General features: G+C 53.1%; 13 protein-coding genes. 6 read left to right on the forward strand and 7 right to left on the reverse strand.

What is annotated here, in order from left to right:
- Window positions 1–207: 207 nt before the first annotated feature.
- A complete protein-coding gene (locus IE090_RS03745; RefSeq protein WP_189387011.1) occupies window positions 208–1,560 on the reverse strand; it encodes an 8-oxoguanine deaminase in 1,353 nt (450 codons plus the stop codon).
- 325 nt (window positions 1,561–1,885) lie between these two features.
- Here IE090_RS03745 and IE090_RS03750 point away from each other — a divergent pair, with 325 nt between their 5' ends.
- On the forward strand, window positions 1,886–3,436 hold the full coding sequence (locus IE090_RS03750) for a sensor histidine kinase (RefSeq protein ID WP_189387012.1): 1,551 nt from the start codon (window positions 1,886–1,888) through the stop codon (window positions 3,434–3,436).
- Window positions 3,437–3,442: 6 nt separating this feature from the next.
- Here IE090_RS03750 and IE090_RS03755 read toward each other — a convergent pair whose 3' ends face one another.
- The 6 genes from IE090_RS03755 to IE090_RS03780 form a co-directional block, all read right to left on the reverse strand.
- Window positions 3,443–4,081, reverse strand: a complete 639-nt coding sequence (locus IE090_RS03755) for a TetR/AcrR family transcriptional regulator (RefSeq protein ID WP_189387013.1) — start codon at window positions 4,079–4,081, stop codon at window positions 3,443–3,445.
- Between the two features lie 208 nt (window positions 4,082–4,289).
- Window positions 4,290–5,021: a hypothetical protein gene (locus tag IE090_RS03760; protein ID WP_189387014.1), complete on the reverse strand. Its 732-nt coding sequence runs from the start codon at window positions 5,019–5,021 to the stop codon at window positions 4,290–4,292.
- Window positions 5,022–5,039: 18 nt separating this feature from the next.
- Window positions 5,040–6,107, reverse strand: a complete 1,068-nt coding sequence (locus IE090_RS03765; protein ID WP_189387015.1) for a BMP family ABC transporter substrate-binding protein — start codon at window positions 6,105–6,107, stop codon at window positions 5,040–5,042.
- Window positions 6,108–6,124: 17 nt separating this feature from the next.
- Entirely contained in the window at window positions 6,125–7,051 is a 927-nt protein-coding gene (locus IE090_RS03770; protein ID WP_189387016.1) for an ABC transporter permease, read from the reverse strand.
- 3 nt (window positions 7,052–7,054) lie between these two features.
- Window positions 7,055–8,146, reverse strand: a complete 1,092-nt coding sequence (locus IE090_RS03775) for an ABC transporter permease (protein ID WP_189387017.1) — start codon at window positions 8,144–8,146, stop codon at window positions 7,055–7,057.
- The gene (locus tag IE090_RS03780; RefSeq protein ID WP_189387018.1) at window positions 8,139–9,683 is read right to left on the reverse strand and encodes an ABC transporter ATP-binding protein; all 1,545 of its coding nucleotides are present in this window, start codon (window positions 9,681–9,683) and stop codon (window positions 8,139–8,141) included. The genes IE090_RS03775 and IE090_RS03780 overlap by 8 nt, the downstream gene beginning before the upstream one ends.
- 241 nt (window positions 9,684–9,924) lie before the next feature.
- Between IE090_RS03780 and xdhA the strand changes: the two genes are divergently transcribed.
- Genes xdhA through uraD form a run of 5 tightly spaced genes read left to right on the forward strand, consistent with a single transcriptional unit; the run spans window position 9,925 to window position 16,198 of the window.
- Window positions 9,925–11,418: a xanthine dehydrogenase small subunit gene (gene xdhA, locus IE090_RS03785; RefSeq protein WP_189387019.1), complete on the forward strand. Its 1,494-nt coding sequence runs from the start codon at window positions 9,925–9,927 to the stop codon at window positions 11,416–11,418.
- Between the two features lie 30 nt (window positions 11,419–11,448).
- Window positions 11,449–13,797: a xanthine dehydrogenase molybdopterin binding subunit gene (gene xdhB / locus IE090_RS03790; RefSeq protein WP_189387020.1), complete on the forward strand. Its 2,349-nt coding sequence runs from the start codon at window positions 11,449–11,451 to the stop codon at window positions 13,795–13,797.
- Entirely contained in the window at window positions 13,794–14,657 is an 864-nt protein-coding gene (gene xdhC, locus IE090_RS03795) for a xanthine dehydrogenase accessory protein XdhC (RefSeq protein ID WP_229815453.1), read from the forward strand. The genes xdhB and xdhC overlap by 4 nt, the downstream gene beginning before the upstream one ends.
- 3 nt (window positions 14,658–14,660) lie before the next feature.
- Window positions 14,661–15,692, forward strand: a complete 1,032-nt coding sequence (alc, locus tag IE090_RS03800) for an allantoicase (protein ID WP_189387021.1) — start codon at window positions 14,661–14,663, stop codon at window positions 15,690–15,692.
- Window positions 15,689–16,198: a 2-oxo-4-hydroxy-4-carboxy-5-ureidoimidazoline decarboxylase gene (uraD, locus tag IE090_RS03805; RefSeq protein WP_189387022.1), complete on the forward strand. Its 510-nt coding sequence runs from the start codon at window positions 15,689–15,691 to the stop codon at window positions 16,196–16,198. The genes alc and uraD overlap by 4 nt, the downstream gene beginning before the upstream one ends.
- Window positions 16,199–16,216: the final 18 nt, after the last annotated feature.

Consider the following 16,216-nt stretch of genomic DNA (forward strand, 5'->3'; position numbering starts at 1 on the left):
TGAAGGTTGGTTTTTTGAAAGGCGCTATCCTAAGCCGCCAGTGTATGGCTGGCCAGTGCTAACAACGCTGTTCAGCCATGAGTGTGAACAAGGTCCGCCCTGACTTGTGCGCTAGGGCACTTCTGACTAACTCCACACAGCTCTGCGCGAGTGCTGCGGGCTTTCAGAGCAAGGCAGTGATGGCAGCAAATGGCCAGCCCTTGCGCCTTATGTAGCGCTCAATAGTTGCTCGGCAGCGCTTTGGTGACGCTGCATTAGCTCCTTGATATCACCACCCAACCACTGTCCTTGCTGCACTTTCCAACTGCCATTAACCATCACGGCATCGGCGCGCTGAGCGCCGCATAGAACCAAGGCCGCCAAGGCATCATGGGCACCGCTGAAGCGCGGCTCGTCCAACTTAAATAGCGCGATATCGGCTTTTTTGCCGACGGCCAGCTCACCAATATCGTCGCGATTAAGCACACTTGCAGAGCCTTTGGTGGCCAGCTGCAATGCATCCAAATGGCTGAAGGCATCGGCTGGATAGCGTAAACGTTGAATTAATAAGGCTTGTCGCACTTCCTGCATTAAATTGCTGTGGTCATTGGATGCACTGCCATCGACGCCTAACCCCACCGGGCTGCCAGCTTGTTGCAGTTCATTCACCGGACAAATGCCCGAGGCCAGCACCATATTGGAGGATGGGCAATGGCAGATCCCTGTGCCTGTTTGGCCTAAACGCTGGATTTCCTCACGATTAAAATGAATGCCATGCGCTAACCAGGTGTGTGCGCCTAACCAGCCGACGGATTCAAGGTAATCCAGCGGCCGCTGACCAAACTGGGCGATACAAAACGCGTTTTCATCCTCGGTTTCGGCCAAATGGGTATGTAAGCCTACCCGATATTGTTGCGCTAATTCGGCTGTTGCCGACATCAGCTCCTGCGTGACCGAAAACGGTGAGCAAGGCGCCAATGCGATTTCCAACAAGCCATGCTCATCTTGTTGATGCCAGCGGCGGATCAAGCGCTCACTGTCATCCAGAATGTGTTGCTCCGTTTGCACCACCTCTTTGGGAGGCAAGCCGCCGTCTTCTTGGCTGAGCGACATTGAGCCACGGGTCAAAGTGGCGCGCATGCCCAATCGCAGGGCGATTTCTGCTTGCTGGTCGATGGCGGCATTGAGCGCTTGGGGAAATAAATAGTGATGGTCTGCAGCCGTGGTGCAGCCCGAAAGCAGCAGTTCGACCAGCGCCAACTCCGTGGCGACGGCATGCCACTCTGGCGTCAGCCCGGCCCAGACGGGATATAAACTTTGTAACCAGGGAAATAGCTTTTTATTTAATGCCACTGGGCAAGCACGGGTGAGGGTTTGATAAAAATGGTGATGGCTATTAATTAAGCCGGGCAACAATACGTGCTCGCTGGCATCCCAGGTTTGATCGATCACGGTGTTAGGTTGTTGGCCGCTGGCCACCAGTTCCACAATGCGGTCGTTGCAAATGACGATGCCGTTGTCGGCATTTTGTGCATTGGCGGTATAGCAGGCGCGGGGGTGTTTGATCCAGATGGTGGTCACAGGCGTCTCCGTTAATCGTGCGACGCACTGACACGCCGCACTCTGTTTCTGTAGGGCGCATAAGCGCCATCAACAGCAGTGACTTGCGTGTTAATCTGCTCAGCGCAGTTTATCAGAGTCAGGCTCGGCAGTAACGGTGAGTGGTTTATCGGCGTTATTGCTTAACAGCTTGTTACCTGGGCGCAGTCGTGATGAACCTGTCAGCGATGAGAATGCTTCCACGTCAGTACTGTCGCGCACTTGAGGCGGCTATAGCGGTTCAAGTGGGTCACTGCTAGGCTCACAGCAGGGGTCGCTGGGGCGGCTGGTTAGGTGGAGCTGATGCATGTCCAAAGCTGGCGTTCTAAGCCGCAAACTGCTGCTGGCGATCTTGCTCAGCAGCTCCCTGGTTACTTTGCTCATGACGGGTTTTATTCTTTGGCGCGATTATCAAAGCGAGGTGTCGGATGCGCGCCAAGCGCTGGAGCACATTCAACTGACCTATTTGGATAGCGTTGCCATCAGCTTGTGGAACATGGATGAAACCCAACTCGAAGCTCAGCTGCAGGGTATGGTCAACCTGCCTTATGTCGAAAAAGCGACAGTTAGTGATGAATTTGGCGTGGTGATCGAGGTAGGAGAAGTAAGCGCTGGTCAGCAGCTAGAAGCGCAAGATTTTGAGCTTCTGTATACGGCCAAACAACGTCATCATCAGCTGGGCGTGCTGACCCTGCAGGTGGATCATGAGCGCATCTTGGCGGCGGTGTACGGTAAGGCCGTGACGATTTTGGTTTCCCAGTTTGTGCGCACATTATTGATCTCGGCTGTGATCTTACTGCTGGTGAACCGCATGATCACTCGCCACCTAGATAGCTTAGCCGCCTGGGCGGATCGCGATGATTTAAGCGTTGGGCCGACGTTGCAACGTCGTGGACGACCGGATGAGCTGACCCGTTTGGTGCAGGCGATCGATCGGCAACGCCAGCGTGTGCTGCAAACACTGGCGGAGCGTGATTTGGCCAGCGCCCGCTTGCAAGAACTGAACAACACTCTGGAGCAGCAAGTTGAAAATCGCACGCGGCGCTTAAGCCAGGCGTTTCAGAGTTTGCAACAATCGATGGAGGAGCTGCGCAGTACCCAGCAGCAACTCGTCACGTCAGAAAAAATGGCGCAGCTGGGTGGTTTGATTGCCGGCGTTGCTCATGAGTTAAATACCCCGCTGGGCACGGCTTTAACAGCACACAGCTTTTTAAAAGAGCAGCTGCAACAAGCACAAAGCGACGACGATATGCGCGAGGCACTGGTTTTGCTGGAAAACAACTTGCAGCGTGCGATTGCCATCGTTAATACCTTTAAACGTTTGGCGGTACAGCCGCAGCAAGAAGCTCGACGACGCTTTCGCTTGGCTGACGTTGGTGTGGAGTTGTTTGACCTGGTGGCAGATTATGGCGTGGCTGATCGGCTGCAGCTGGATGTACAGCTGGCCGATGTTTGGCTCAACACCTATCAAAGCAGTTTTATTACCGTGGTTCGCTCGATTTTGGCTAACAGCATTGAGCATGGTTACCCTGAAGGCGGGCCAATGCAGATTAGCATTACCGCGCGTTGTGATGAGGAAGATTGGCTAACGCTGGAATTTATCGACGATGGCATCGGCATGTCTGAGGAAATTCGTGCGCACGCCTTTGACCCGTTTTATACCACCCGCCGTTCACAAGGCAGCACCGGCTTAGGGTTACATTTGGTGTATAACCTGGTCAGCCAGATTCTGGCCGGCCAGATACGCGCGGAAAACAGCACTCGAGGTGCACATTTGGTGCTGACGATTCCGGTGGATGTGACGCGTGAGGAGCAAACCTTAGCGAAGGGCTCCTCAGAATCGGACTCTGCTAGGTAGGCGCTGTTACTGAGGGCTGGGCTTAAGACCGCAACCGGTCAAAATCATGTCTTGCAAAAAGTGGGTAATGCGCTCGATGTCTTCGAGCTCGTATTGGCGCTTATTCGACACCTCCAATACCTGAGTTTCAAAGTCGGCGTAGTGCTGGGTGGTGGACCAGATCATAAAAATCAAATGCATGGGGTCCACTGGACGCAGCTTGCCCTGGTCTATCCAGCTTTGAATCACGGCGCTTTTGTCTTTTACCCAATGGCGCATTTCTTGGCTTAAATGTTCTTTTAAGTGCGGTGCACCCTGGATAATTTCCATGGCAAAGATTTTGGAGCCGTTGGGGTTGAGGTAGGACTGTTGAACTTTAACGGCAATAAAGCGGCTCAGCACTTCTGCTGGGTCATCGGCTGGGCTAATGTCTTCCAGCACTTCGTTCCAGCTCTGCATAATATGACTTAATAAAGCCTTATACAGATTGGCTTTGCTCTTAAAGTAATAATGCACATTGGCCTTGGGAACCTCCGCACGATCGGCGATGGCCTGCATACTGGTGCCTTTAAAACCGTTGCGAACAAACTCACGCTCAGCGGCGGCGAGGATGTTTTCCTCATTGCGCTCACGGATTTTGCCCGGCTTATACTTCTGTGTGGTCATGATCAACTTCCTACAACAGCTGGTAATCACAAAGGGCAGCCAGTGCTGCCCTAGGGGAACCTAAAAACCCCTTTTTATCATTTTGGTGTCGTTAAAAATCGCCAAGCAGTGCTCATTTACTGCAGTAAACTCCGCTTTGTTGACGATTTTTGCCTAGCCAAAATTTCGACTCTGAGGTTTTTAGAGGCCCCTAGGTTATCATTAACGCTTACAAATGCGCTTTGATGATAAAGCTTACTGCATTTTGGTCCTTGTCTTCATCATCGATGAATTTCAAACCAAACTTGTTGTTCCAGTAGCTGTATTCCACACCGACTTTCACCTTGTTGCTGATCCCCAGTGCCGGGCCAACGTTATAGGTGATTTGTGGGTTGAAGTGGAACTGGGCGTCCAGGTCTTCGGTTGCGGTGGAATAGTCGATGTAACCATCAATATTGAAATTGCCCTGGTTCCAGCCATAGGTCAATGTCAGCTGATGGTCGTTTTCAACATTTTCGTTGTTGGCGTAGAAATAGGTGGCGCTGGCGTAGTTTAGGCCCGGCACCGCCAGGTCAGCGCCAACACCGTACAGGTAGTTGTCCTGCTGGCCAGAGGCGTCGCTGGTCGAGCCAAACTCGTAGGTAAAGGCAGCGTTAATGGCGCTGACAAAACCGTCCATTTTCACCAGGTGAACCTTGGGTGAAAACTCACCGTAGGTTTCTTTAAACTGAGTGCCGCCTTCTGGCGTTTCGCCAACATGGCGATCGACGAAGAAAAACAAGCCGCCCCAGCTATGACCAGAGGCGTGCTCCAGTGTCATGGTGGTGAGTTTTTCTTCGGGTACCAGCTTGTAATCTTCGCCATACAACACAGACACACTGTTATCTGCCCAGTATTGCTCTGCTTGAGCGGGGACCGCAATGGCGGCGCTTAACAAGGTGCCAATGACTACTTTTTTCATGACTGCTTTCTCTCTTTATCAAGCTTCGGGTAATTTGCTATCGACACCTTCGACGTGCCAGTTCATGCCTTTGAGATCGTCATCTGCCAGGCTTTCATTGACTTTAACGCGCTCTGTGCCTTGCTGATCTTTGATCGGGCCTGCGAACACTTGCAGTTCACCGGCCTTAATTTGCGCTTTTTTCTCTTCTACCAAGGTACGTACCTCGGCCGGTACCGCAGCGTTAAACGGCGCGATATCGGTAACGCCTTCTTTCAGGCCATACCACAGGCTTTGTGATTCCCAAGTGCCATTCATCACGGCTTCGGCTTTGGCAATATAGAGCGGCGCCCAATTGTGAATGGTGGAGGTCAGGTGAGCACTTTTACCGTAGGCCGACATATCGGTGTGATAACCGATGGCGTATTTGCCTTTGGCTTCGGCGGCTTGAATAACTGCCGCAGAGTCTGTGTGCTGAGTAAGTACATCAGCGCCTTGCAGCATCAAGGTTTCGGCCGCTTCGCGCTCTTTGGCTGGATCGTACCAGCTGCTGATCCAGATGACTTTTACTTTTACATCTGGGTTCACTTCACGCGCGCCTTTGGTAAAGGCATTAATGCCGCGCACCACTTCAGGAATAGGGAAAGAGGCAACGTAACCCAGGGTATTGCTTTCGGTCATGCTGCCAGCAACTAAACCCGTTAAATAACGGCCTTGATACGCACGGGCCATGTAGTTGCCGACGTTTTTACCCTGCTTGTAACCGGTAGCGTGTTCAAATTTAACTTTGGGGAACTTGCGCGCCACTTTTAGGGTTGGGTTCATGTAGCCAAACGAGGTGGTAAAAATCAGCTCGTTGCCTTTTTGTGCCAGGTTGCGAATCACTCGGGCCGAGTCAGCACCTTCTGCCACGCTCTCGACGTAGGTGGTTTTGACTTTATCACCAAATTTTTCTTCTACCGCTTTACGCGCTGCATCATGGCCGTAAGTCCAACCGGCATCGCCGACTGGGCCAACGTAAACAAAGCCGATGTTGAGCGGTTCTGCCTGGCTGGCGCTAGCCGCAAAGGCCAGGCCGGCGGCGACCATCAGTTTTTTAATTGTCATGTCTCTCTCCTTCCAGATTAACTCATTGGCCGGTAGGGGCGGCCGATGGATTTAGGTGCGCTCAAACGGGTTTTAACGGCATCGCTGGATAGCCATACCAACACCACAATGGTCGCAACATACGGCAACATGGCCATAATATTGGGCGGTACTTCAAAGCGCGTGCCTTGCAGCACCAAATGCAAAATACTGGCAAAACCAAATAAGTACGCACCTAACAAAATGCGCTCGGCTTTCCAGCTGGCAAACACCACCAGTGCCAGTGCAATCCAGCCGCGCCCGGCTGACATGCCCTCTGACCACATAGGCGTGTACGCCAGCGATAAATAAGCCCCGGCTAAGCCTGTCATGGCACCGCCAAATAGCACCGCGGCGTAGCGCAGCAGCTGCACGTTAATGCCAATGGCATTGGCGGCTTCTGGGTTTTCACCAACAGCGCGAATTTTTAACCCCAAGCGGCTGTACTTAAACAGCCAAAACACCAAGGCAAATAGGGTTAGCGCCACGTACACCAGAGGATCGTGCTGGAATAGAACCTTGCCAATAACTGGGAGGTCGCTGAGCAATGGAATGGCCAGCGGCTGCATGCCATCCAAGCCAATGCCAACATAGTTGCTGCCCAAAAACGCGCTCAGGCCAGTACCAAAGATGGTCAGCGCCAAACCGGTGGCCACTTGGTTAGAGGCCAGTGAAATGGCCAAAAAGCCAAACAGCAAGGCCATCAACATGCCAGCAAATATGGCAAACCAAACGGCAATAAATAAGTTGCCGGTGACGGTGGCGGCGATAAAGCCAATCACAGCGCCCACCAGCAGCATGCCCTCTTGGCCGAGGTTTAACACACCGGATTTCTCACACACCATTTCGCCTAGGGCGATCAGAATTAACGGTGTGCCGGTGCGAATGGTGGCGTATAAAATATTGGTAATTAGATCAATATCCATGACTCAGGCCTGGCTTGCGGTGGTCGAATGGGAAGCGGGCTGGCGGCGCCAGACCAGTCGATAGGCAATCAGAAAATCCGTTGCCAGCAAGAAAAACAGCAACATGCCCTGGAACAGCCCGGTAAGGGATTTGGGCAAGGTCATTTCCATTTGCACCATTTCACCGCCCATGTAGGTCAGTGCCAATAACATGGAGGCGAATAAAATGCCCAGCGGCTGCATTCGGCCTAAAAACACCACAATAATGGCGGCGTAGCCATAGCCAGGTGACACTTGTGGCACCAGTTGCCCGAGCGGCCCCGTGACTTCGGAAACACCGGCTAAACCGGCCAGTGCACCGCAGGCCAGCAAGGCAAACCAGGTCAGTTGCTTGTCTTTAAAACCGGCGTAGCGTGCGGCTTTGGCATCTTCACCGAGCACGCGAATTTGATAGCCAACCCAGCTGCGTGCCATCAGTGTCCAGATAGCCACCATCGCCAGCAGGGCAAATAAGATGGAAATATTTAAGCGATAATCGTCGCTAAATACCGGCAGCAAGGTGGCGTCGGCAAACAGCGCAGATTCTGGAAAGTTAAAGCCTTCAGGGTCTTTTAATGGCCCATGCACACCGTATAGCAGCGCATTTAGCGCTACATAGTTGAGCATGATGGTGGTTAAAATTTCATTGGCGTTAAAGCGGGTTTTTAGCCACGCGGCCAACGCAGCCCAGCCCAAGCCACTTAAGGTGCCGGCTAATAAAATAGGCACCAGTGCCCAGCGACTGTCGGCATCGAGGAACTGCAGTGCGGCAATGCTGCCACCCAAAGCGCCCATAATGAACTGACCCTCGGCGCCGATGTTCCAAATTTTGGCGCGAAAGCACAATGTGAGTCCCATGGCACACAGCAATAACGGTGCGACTTTGATCCCCAGCTCGGTCCAGCCATACACACTGGTCAATGGGGCAATAAAAAATGTATGTAAGGCCGCGAATGGATCGTGCCCTAAAAAGACAAACAAAATGCCACCGCAGAGCAGGGTGAGCAGGATGGCAATCAATGGCGATAAATAAGCCATTAAGCGCGAGTCGGACGGGCGCTTTTCCAGTTTAAGCATGACTTACCTCGGGTTGTTGTGGCTGTGGGTCAGAAAACTGACCGGCCATCCACTGGCCCAGTTGTTCAATAGAAACACTTTGTGTTGGCGCGATGGGGGATAAACGGCCGTCACAAATAGCACCAATGCGGTCACTGATCTGATACAGCTCGTCAATATCTTCGGAAATCACCAAAATCGCGGCGCCTTGATCGCGCAAATGAATCAGCGAGTGGCGAATTAAAATGGCAGCGCCAATATCGACGCCCCAGGTCGGGTGGGAACACACCAAAAACTTAGGTTGTTGCTCGATTTCGCGGCCAATAATGAATTTTTGCAAGTTGCCGCCCGATAAACTTTTGGCTTGGGCGTCTTCGTCGGCGCATTTGACGTTGTAGCGGTCAATAATATGGCGAGCGAACTGGCGCACGGCTGGATAACGAATCCAACCTTTGCGCTTTAACCCGGTATGGCTAGCACTTAACAGGGCGTTATCGACCAGCGACATATCGGGCACGGCACCGCGACCTAAGCGCTCCTCCGGTACAAAGGCAAAGCCGAGTTGGCGGCGCTGATCTGGGCTGAGGTGTTCGATGGCTGTGCCATTGAGCTGGATGCTGCCACTGTCTTGGCGCTCTTCACCGGATAGCAGCCCCATCAGCTCGTCTTGGCCATTGCCCGCTACACCGGCAATGCCGAGAATTTCACCGGCTTTGACCTGCAGTGCTAACTGCTCTAGGCGCACGCCAAAGGGGTCTTCAGGTTGGTAGCATAAGTCCTTGGCGTCTAATGCGACGCGGGTGCCTTGGGCTTTGCTGTAGTTTTCGCTCAGCGGCGTGTCGTCCCCTACCATCATGCGTGCCAGCTCACCGCTGGTGGTGTGCTGTGGGTTGCAATGCCCGGTAACCTGGCCGTGGCGCAGCACTGTGGCGGCATTGCACAGCTCTACTACCTCATCCAGCTTGTGCGAAATAAACAGGATGGAGCAGCCTTCGCTGGCCAGGGTTTTCAGCGTTCTAAACAGTTGCTGCACTTCTTGAGGGGTGAGCACCGAGGTTGGCTCATCCAAGATGAGCAGCTCAATGTCTTGCAGCAAGCAGCGCACGATCTCGACGCGCTGCTGCTCACCTACCGATAGGGTATACACCAGGCGTTTAGGATCCAGCGCCATGCCGTAGTGCTCGGACACCTCACGGATACGCGCTTCGAGCGCCGCCATGTCTTTGGCTTGGTCGGCGGGCAAGCCGAGGGCGATGTTTTCTGCCACCGTCAGCGTTTCAAATAACGAGAAGTGTTGAAACACCATGCCAATGCCAAGCTGGCGGGCATGGCTGGGGCCGCTGATGACTTGCGGCTGGCCATGCCACAACAGTTGGCCGGCATCGGGCGCAATCACACCGTAAATAATTTTCATCAAGGTGCTTTTGCCGGCGCCGTTTTCGCCCAGTAGGGCGTGAATTTCGCCACTATTAACGCGCAGTTCAACGGCGTCATTGGCGATGCACCCGGGGTAGGCTTTGGTGATGCCTTGCAGGTGCAAGCGTTCGCTGGAACTCACAGTGAAACCTCAGTTGATAAAGCTGACCAGTTGGACAGTCTTAGCAATTAGTTTGCCACTGCGAAAAATCCACCCATTAGGATATGATGGTTATACACTTGACCAAATGGTCAGATTTTTGCAGGGTCTTGTCCGGAAGACCGCTGCAAACCGGAAGTGTCTGGGCTGCAAGCGGGCCCGAAAAACGGCCGCCATGATACGCTATTTCCTGGGCTAAGCGGCAAAAAATGGGGATACCGTGATGCGATTTAATCTAAATGGCCGCTGGGTAGAAGACGCTCAGGCTGATCCGCAATCGACCATTTTGCGTTACCTGCGCACTCAAATGGCGCAGGTGGATGTGAAAGAAGGTTGTGCTGGCGGCGACTGCGGTGCCTGCACTGTCATGGTCGGCCAGGTGACGGAGCAGGGGCTGCAATACCACACTGTTAACGCTTGCATCGCCTTGTTGGCCAGTGTGCATGGTGCTTATGTGATTACCCCGCAGGGGCTGGCCAGTGATGGCGAATTGCATCCGGCGCAGCAGGCTCTGATTGACCATCACGGCTCGCAATGCGGCTATTGCACACCCGGCTTTGTGATGTCGATGGCGGCGCTGTATCAGCAGCAATTCAGTCAGGCTGATTCTGACGCTGCTGGCCAGACGGTCAGTAATCGACCAGCTGATCGATTGAATGCATGGCCGGTGCCTGAGGACGAGGCCATTCATGCGGCGATTTCCGGCAACTTATGCCGCTGCACCGGCTATCGACCGATTATCGATGCCGCGCGGGCGATGGGGGAATATCCGGCTAAAAATGCTGACGCAGTTGTCAGCTTTGATCCGAAAGAGATAAATGTCAGCCAAGAAAATGGGCTGCAACCACTTCTTAAAAAACAGCAACGGCAGCTGTTTTTGCCGGCGACGGAAGAGCAATTAAAAGCCTTATTGCAACAATATCCGCAAGCGACCTTGTGGGCCGGTGGCACTGACCTAGGGTTGGAAATTTCCCAGCGTTTTAGCCAGTTCGACACGGTGATTTGCCTGCATCAAATCGACTCGCTGCAGCACTGGCAACATCAATCGGATGAGCCGTCAGGGCAGTTGGTGTTAGGTGCAGGCATGACGTACACCCAGTTGGAGCCTGTACTTGCAAAAGATTTCCCCAGCTTTGCTGAGCTGTTGCACCGCATCGGCTCTCGCCAAATTCGTAACCTAGGTACCTTGGGCGGCAATATTGCCAATGCCTCGCCCATCGGTGACACGCCGCCCGTGTTATTGGCTTTAGGAGCGCAGTTGGAAATTGACGGCATACACGGCCGCCATCAAATCGCAGCGCAAGATTTTTTCACCGGCTATAAGCAAACCCGCTTGCGCACCGGCGAATATTTGCGTGCGGTGATACTGCCCAAACTGTCCCCGAGTCAAACCCTGCACTGCTTTAAGGTGTCAAAGCGCTACGACGACGACATTTCTGCGGTGATGTATGCCGCTTGGTTGGAGATTGACGATCAGCAAATTATTCAGGCACGCATTGCTTGCGGTGGCATGGCGGCAACACCGCTGCGCGCTTACACGGTGGAGCAGGCTTTAACCGGCCAGCCTTGGTGTGAGGCCACTGTGCTCGCTGCAGCACAGCAAGTGGAGCAAGACTATCAACCGATCGACGATGTGCGCGCCAGCCAAGGTTATCGCTTACAGTTGGTGCGTAACTTGTTATTAAAAACTTGGGCACAGCAAGAGGTGGTGGCATGAAGGAGACGGTAGCATGAAGGAGACAGTGATATGAGTTATCAGTCGTCGTTACTGGCGCCTTACAGCGAACGTCGCCAGCGCCCGGCCAAGGGTCGCAGTGGTCAATCACTGGCCCACGACAGTGCACACAAACACGTCAGTGGTGAGGCGGTGTATGTGGATGACATGCCGGAGCTGGCGCGCACACTGCATGTGGCGGTGGGCAAAAGCAGCATTACCTGTGGCCAGATTACCCAGCTAGATTTAACGGCAGTACGCAGCGCCGAAGGCGTGATCGATGTCATTACCCTCGATGACGTGCCCGGTGAAAAAGACATAGGCCCAGTATTTAAAGGCGACCCCTTGTTGGCGGATGGGCGCATCGAATTTCATGGCCAGCCCATTTTTGCCGTGGCGGCAGAGAGCTTTGAACAAGCTAAGCGCGCCGTGGCGCTGGCAAAAGTCGATTATCAGACCGATACCCCGATATTAACCATCGCTGCGGCATTGCAACAAAATGCGTTTGTACGCCCTGCCCATGTGATGCAAAAAGGCGATGTTGAAGCGGCCTTGCAGCAAGCCCCAAAAATGTTAACCGGTGAGCTGTATAACAAAGGACAAGAGCATTTTTATCTCGAAGGTCAGGTCAGTTACGTGGTGCCAACGGAAGATGGCGGCATGAAGGTGTATACCTCCAGCCAGCATCCCACCGAGGTGCAAAAACTGGTGGCTGAGGTGTTGGATGTACCGATTAACTATGTGCAAACCGAAGTACGGCGCATGGGCGGCGGTTTTGGTGGCAAAGAAACGCAAGCGGCACAGTGGGCGTGTCTGGCAGCAGTATTTGCCAAGCGCTTAAAACGACCGATAAAAATGCGCCTTGATCGTCAAGACGACATGCAATTAACCGGTAAGCGCCATGACTTTTATGGTCGTTATCGGGTGGGCTTCGATGCGCAGGGCAAACTGTGTGCAGCAGACATTGAGCTGGCGGGTAAATGTGGCTATTCGCCCGATTTATCCGATGCCATTGTCGATCGCGCCATGTTTCATATCGACAATGCCTATCATTACCCCGCGATGCGTGTGCTGGGGCAGCGCTGTAAAACCAATACTGTGTCGAACACCGCCTTTCGTGGTTTTGGCGGCCCACAAGGCATGTTGATCGGCGAGGGCATATTAGACGACGTAGCACGAGCCGTGGGGCGCGACCCACTGGATGTGCGCTTAGAAAACTTATACCAACTCGGTGACAGCACCCATTACGGCCAGGAAATAGAAGACTTTCCTATGGCGGAATTGATGACGAACCTGGCTAGCCAGTGTGAATATTATTCGCGGCGCCGGGCAATTGCCGATTTTAACCAGCAGCATCGCTTTAAAAAACGTGGTTTGGCCTTAACGCCAGTGAAGTTTGGTATTTCCTTTACCATCCAGTTTTTAAACCAAGCTGGCGCTTTGGTGCATATTTATACCGATGGCTCGATTCACCTCAATCACGGTGGCACGGAGATGGGTCAGGGTTTATTTACCAAAGTGGCGCAGGTGGTCGCCAATGAATTTGATGTCGATATCGACACGATTCAAGTGTCTGCGACGGCGACGGATAAAGTACCCAATACGTCGCCCACCGCGGCGTCTTCCGGTACGGATTTAAACGCCAAAGCGGCACAAAATGCCTGCTTAACCATCAAATCCAGATTGCTGGATTTTGCCCAGCAACACTATGGTGTCAGTCGCGAGGCGTTGCGTTTTTGTAATAACCATTTAGTGGTCTCAGCCGAGCAAGAAACCTGGGTGACGTTTGCTGATTTTATTCAGCTCGCTTATCAGAACCGGGTATCTTTGTCATCAACGGGTTATTACAGCACGCCCAAAATTCACTATAACCGCGACCAGGCCAATGGGCGTCCATTTTTTTATTATGCCCTAGGCGCTTCATGCTCTGAGGTGGAAGTGGATACGCTGACAGGCGAATACAAAGTATTGCGCACCGACATCCTGCACGACGTTGGGCGCTCTTTAAACCCTGCCATTGATATCGGCCAAATTGAAGGCGGCTTTGTGCAAGGCATGGGCTGGCTGACCAGTGAAGAACTGAGTTGGGATGAGCAAGGTCGGCTAGCGTCTAATGCGGCAGCCAATTATAAAATTCCTACGTCGATTGATGTGCCAGCTATGTCGGTCACCTTGTGGGATAAAGCCAACAGCGAAGAAACCATTTATCGCTCCAAAGCCGTGGGTGAGCCACCGTTAATGCACGGCATTTCTGTCTGGTGCGCCCTGCGCGATGCCGCCGCCAGTGTGGCGAATTACCGTGTAAATCCACCGTTGAATACGCCCGCGACCCCTGAGCAAGTATTAAATGCCGTGCAATATTGTCAGGAGCATGGCGCGTGAACGTGCGCTGGTTTGAAGCCCTAGCGGACTGCGAGCAACAAGGGCACAGCTATGTGTTGCTGACGGTCATGGGCACAGCAGGTTCGGTACCGCGTAACCCTGGCAGTAAAATGCTGGTCACAGCGGAGCAGCAGTACGACACCATCGGTGGCGGTGAGCTTGAATTTCAGCTGATATCGCAGGCGCGACAATTATTGGCTCAAGGGCAAAACAGCCAACAATTGGTGCAAGTTCCACTGGCGGCAAAAGCCGGTCAGTGCTGTGGTGGCAGTGTGAGTGTGTTGCTGGAATGCTGTATCGCCAGCGCCGCACCTGTGGTGATTTTCGGTGCTGGCCACGTGGCGCACGCATTAATGACCATTTTGGCTCAGTTGCCCATACCTGTCCTATGGCTGGATAACCGTCAGAAATTGGCGCAAGAAGCGGGCGCGCCATGCCAATGGCTGGCGGACCCTGTCGCTCAGGTGGCCGATTTGCCCGCTCAGGCTCGGCTGGTCATCGTGACGCATAATCACCAATTAGATTACGACTTAATTCGAGCGGCACTGCATCATGGCCAGTTGGGCTATGTCGGCTGTATCGGTTCTGCCACCAAAACCGAACGTTTCAAGCTGCGTTTGCAGCGCGATGGCTTTTCACAAACCGATATACAGCAACTGACCATGCCGATTGGCCATCCGGATGTGGCGGGCAAAGAACCCATGGCTGTGGCTGTTGCCATTGCTGCGCAATTGTTGCAGCAGCCAGTCATATCTGCACCACACAGCCAAGATCGCCAGCGCCGCCAGGGGCTGCATTGGAAACAGTTAAAGCAGGTGTTGCAGGGCGATACCTCGAGTCCGGTTAAATCAGGAGAATAACGAATGGCAACTGCCGTAAAGCAACATCCCTATCAACAATGGGTCGACTTGGCCAGCCGTCGCTTAGGTGGACAGGTGCTGGCTTGCAATGATGATTTTTTTGCCGAAATGGAAAATCTTATCAAAGCCAGCGAGCCGGTATTTATTGCCGATAAATACACAGATCGTGGCAAATGGATGGATGGCTGGGAAAGTCGGCGCAAGCGCTTAGCCACCCTAGAAAATGGTGAGCTGGAAGATGGCTCTGACTGGGCCGTGCTTAAACTGGGAGCCGCTGGGCGTTTGCGTGGTTTTAATGTGTGCACGCGCTTTTTTGCCGGCAATGCGCCTCAGCAGGTAAAAATTGAAGGCTGCATCAGTCACCAGGCACCGGATGATAATACCGAGTGGCATACGTTGGTGGAGCGACAAGACGTCCAACCGGATAGCGATAATTACATCGACTGCCACCATGATGGCCTTTATAGCCATCTGCGTTTAACCATGTTTCCTGACGGTGGCATTGCCCGTTTGCGTGCTTATGGACAGGCGCAAATGAATAGCGACTGGCGCTTGCCAGGTGAGCCCATTGATTTAGCGTATGTGAAAAATGGCGCTCGTCCACTGGCCTGCAGTGATATGTTTTTCAGTGATATGAGCAATCTCATTATGCCAGGGCGCGGCGTCAATATGGGGGATGGTTGGGAAACCAAGCGCCGGCGCGGCGGTCGTGACAGTGATTGGATGATCATTAAGCTAGCGACGCGTGGCAATATCGCCAAGGTATTGGTCGACACGGCCCACTTTAAAGGCAACTACCCAGATGGCTTTGCCTTATTTGCCATCGACAGCCCAGATGCCGACCCGGATGAAAACGCCGATTGGCAAACCGTTATCTCGCGCCAGCCATTAACGGCGGATGCTGAGCATTTTTATCGCCAACAAGTGTTAACGCAGCAACAGTGCTTCACACACGTTAAAATTGCCATGTACCCCGACGGTGGCATCAGTCGCTTGCGGGTGTACGGCTACCCTGATCAGGAGCTTGAAGCATGACGCTGGATGAATTTAACCAGCTGACGGACGAACAAGCCCGTGTGCAGTTATTGAGCTGCTGTGCGGCCGAACGTTGGGCCGATGCCATGTTGGCGCAGCGACCTTTTGCTTCGCTGCATACCCTTTGTGAGCAGGCAGAAAGCATTTGGCAGCATCTGACTGAAGCGGATTATTTACAGGCATTTGAGGCGCATCCCAAAATTGGTGATGTCAGTTCGCTGCGTGAAAAGTATGCCAATACCAAGGCGATTGCTGCCAATGAGCAAAGTGGTGCGCAGCAAGCGTCTGAACAAACCTTGCAACGCTTGAGTGAGCTGAACCATAGCTATGAACAGAAGTTCGGCTTTATTTTTATTGTCTTTGCCACCGGTAAAAGTGCGCAACAAATGCTGGCCCTACTAGAGCAGCGCATTGACAATGAGCGCGATCAAGAGGTGGCAAATGCTGCGGCGAATCAAATGCAAATAACAGACTTGCGGCTTAAAAAGCTTATCCAAGAGAAGTAGCACACGAGTCGCAACAGA

Origin of the sequence: Bacterioplanes sanyensis (genome assembly GCF_014652515.1) — a bacterium.
GTDB lineage: Bacteria > Pseudomonadota > Gammaproteobacteria > Pseudomonadales > Oceanobacteraceae > Bacterioplanes > Bacterioplanes sanyensis.

What these genes read in the sequence shown, in the direction of transcription:
- IE090_RS03760 (WP_189387014.1), bottom strand. Translation starts at nt 5,021, where the DNA reads ATGAAAAAAGTAGTCATTGGCACCTTGTTAAGCGCCGCCATTGCGGTC.
- xdhA (WP_189387019.1), top strand. Translation starts at nt 9,925, where the DNA reads ATGCGATTTAATCTAAATGGCCGCTGGGTAGAAGACGCTCAGGCTGAT.
- IE090_RS03770 (WP_189387016.1), bottom strand. Translation starts at nt 7,051, where the DNA reads ATGGATATTGATCTAATTACCAATATTTTATACGCCACCATTCGCACC.
- alc (WP_189387021.1), top strand. Translation starts at nt 14,661, where the DNA reads ATGGCAACTGCCGTAAAGCAACATCCCTATCAACAATGGGTCGACTTG.
- IE090_RS03765 (WP_189387015.1), bottom strand. Translation starts at nt 6,107, where the DNA reads ATGACAATTAAAAAACTGATGGTCGCCGCCGGCCTGGCCTTTGCGGCT.
- xdhB (WP_189387020.1), top strand. Translation starts at nt 11,449, where the DNA reads ATGAGTTATCAGTCGTCGTTACTGGCGCCTTACAGCGAACGTCGCCAG.
- IE090_RS03755 (WP_189387013.1), bottom strand. Translation starts at nt 4,081, where the DNA reads ATGACCACACAGAAGTATAAGCCGGGCAAAATCCGTGAGCGCAATGAG.
- IE090_RS03775 (WP_189387017.1), bottom strand. Translation starts at nt 8,146, where the DNA reads ATGCTTAAACTGGAAAAGCGCCCGTCCGACTCGCGCTTAATGGCTTAT.
- uraD (WP_189387022.1), top strand. Translation starts at nt 15,689, where the DNA reads ATGACGCTGGATGAATTTAACCAGCTGACGGACGAACAAGCCCGTGTG.
- IE090_RS03750 (WP_189387012.1), top strand. Translation starts at nt 1,886, where the DNA reads ATGTCCAAAGCTGGCGTTCTAAGCCGCAAACTGCTGCTGGCGATCTTG.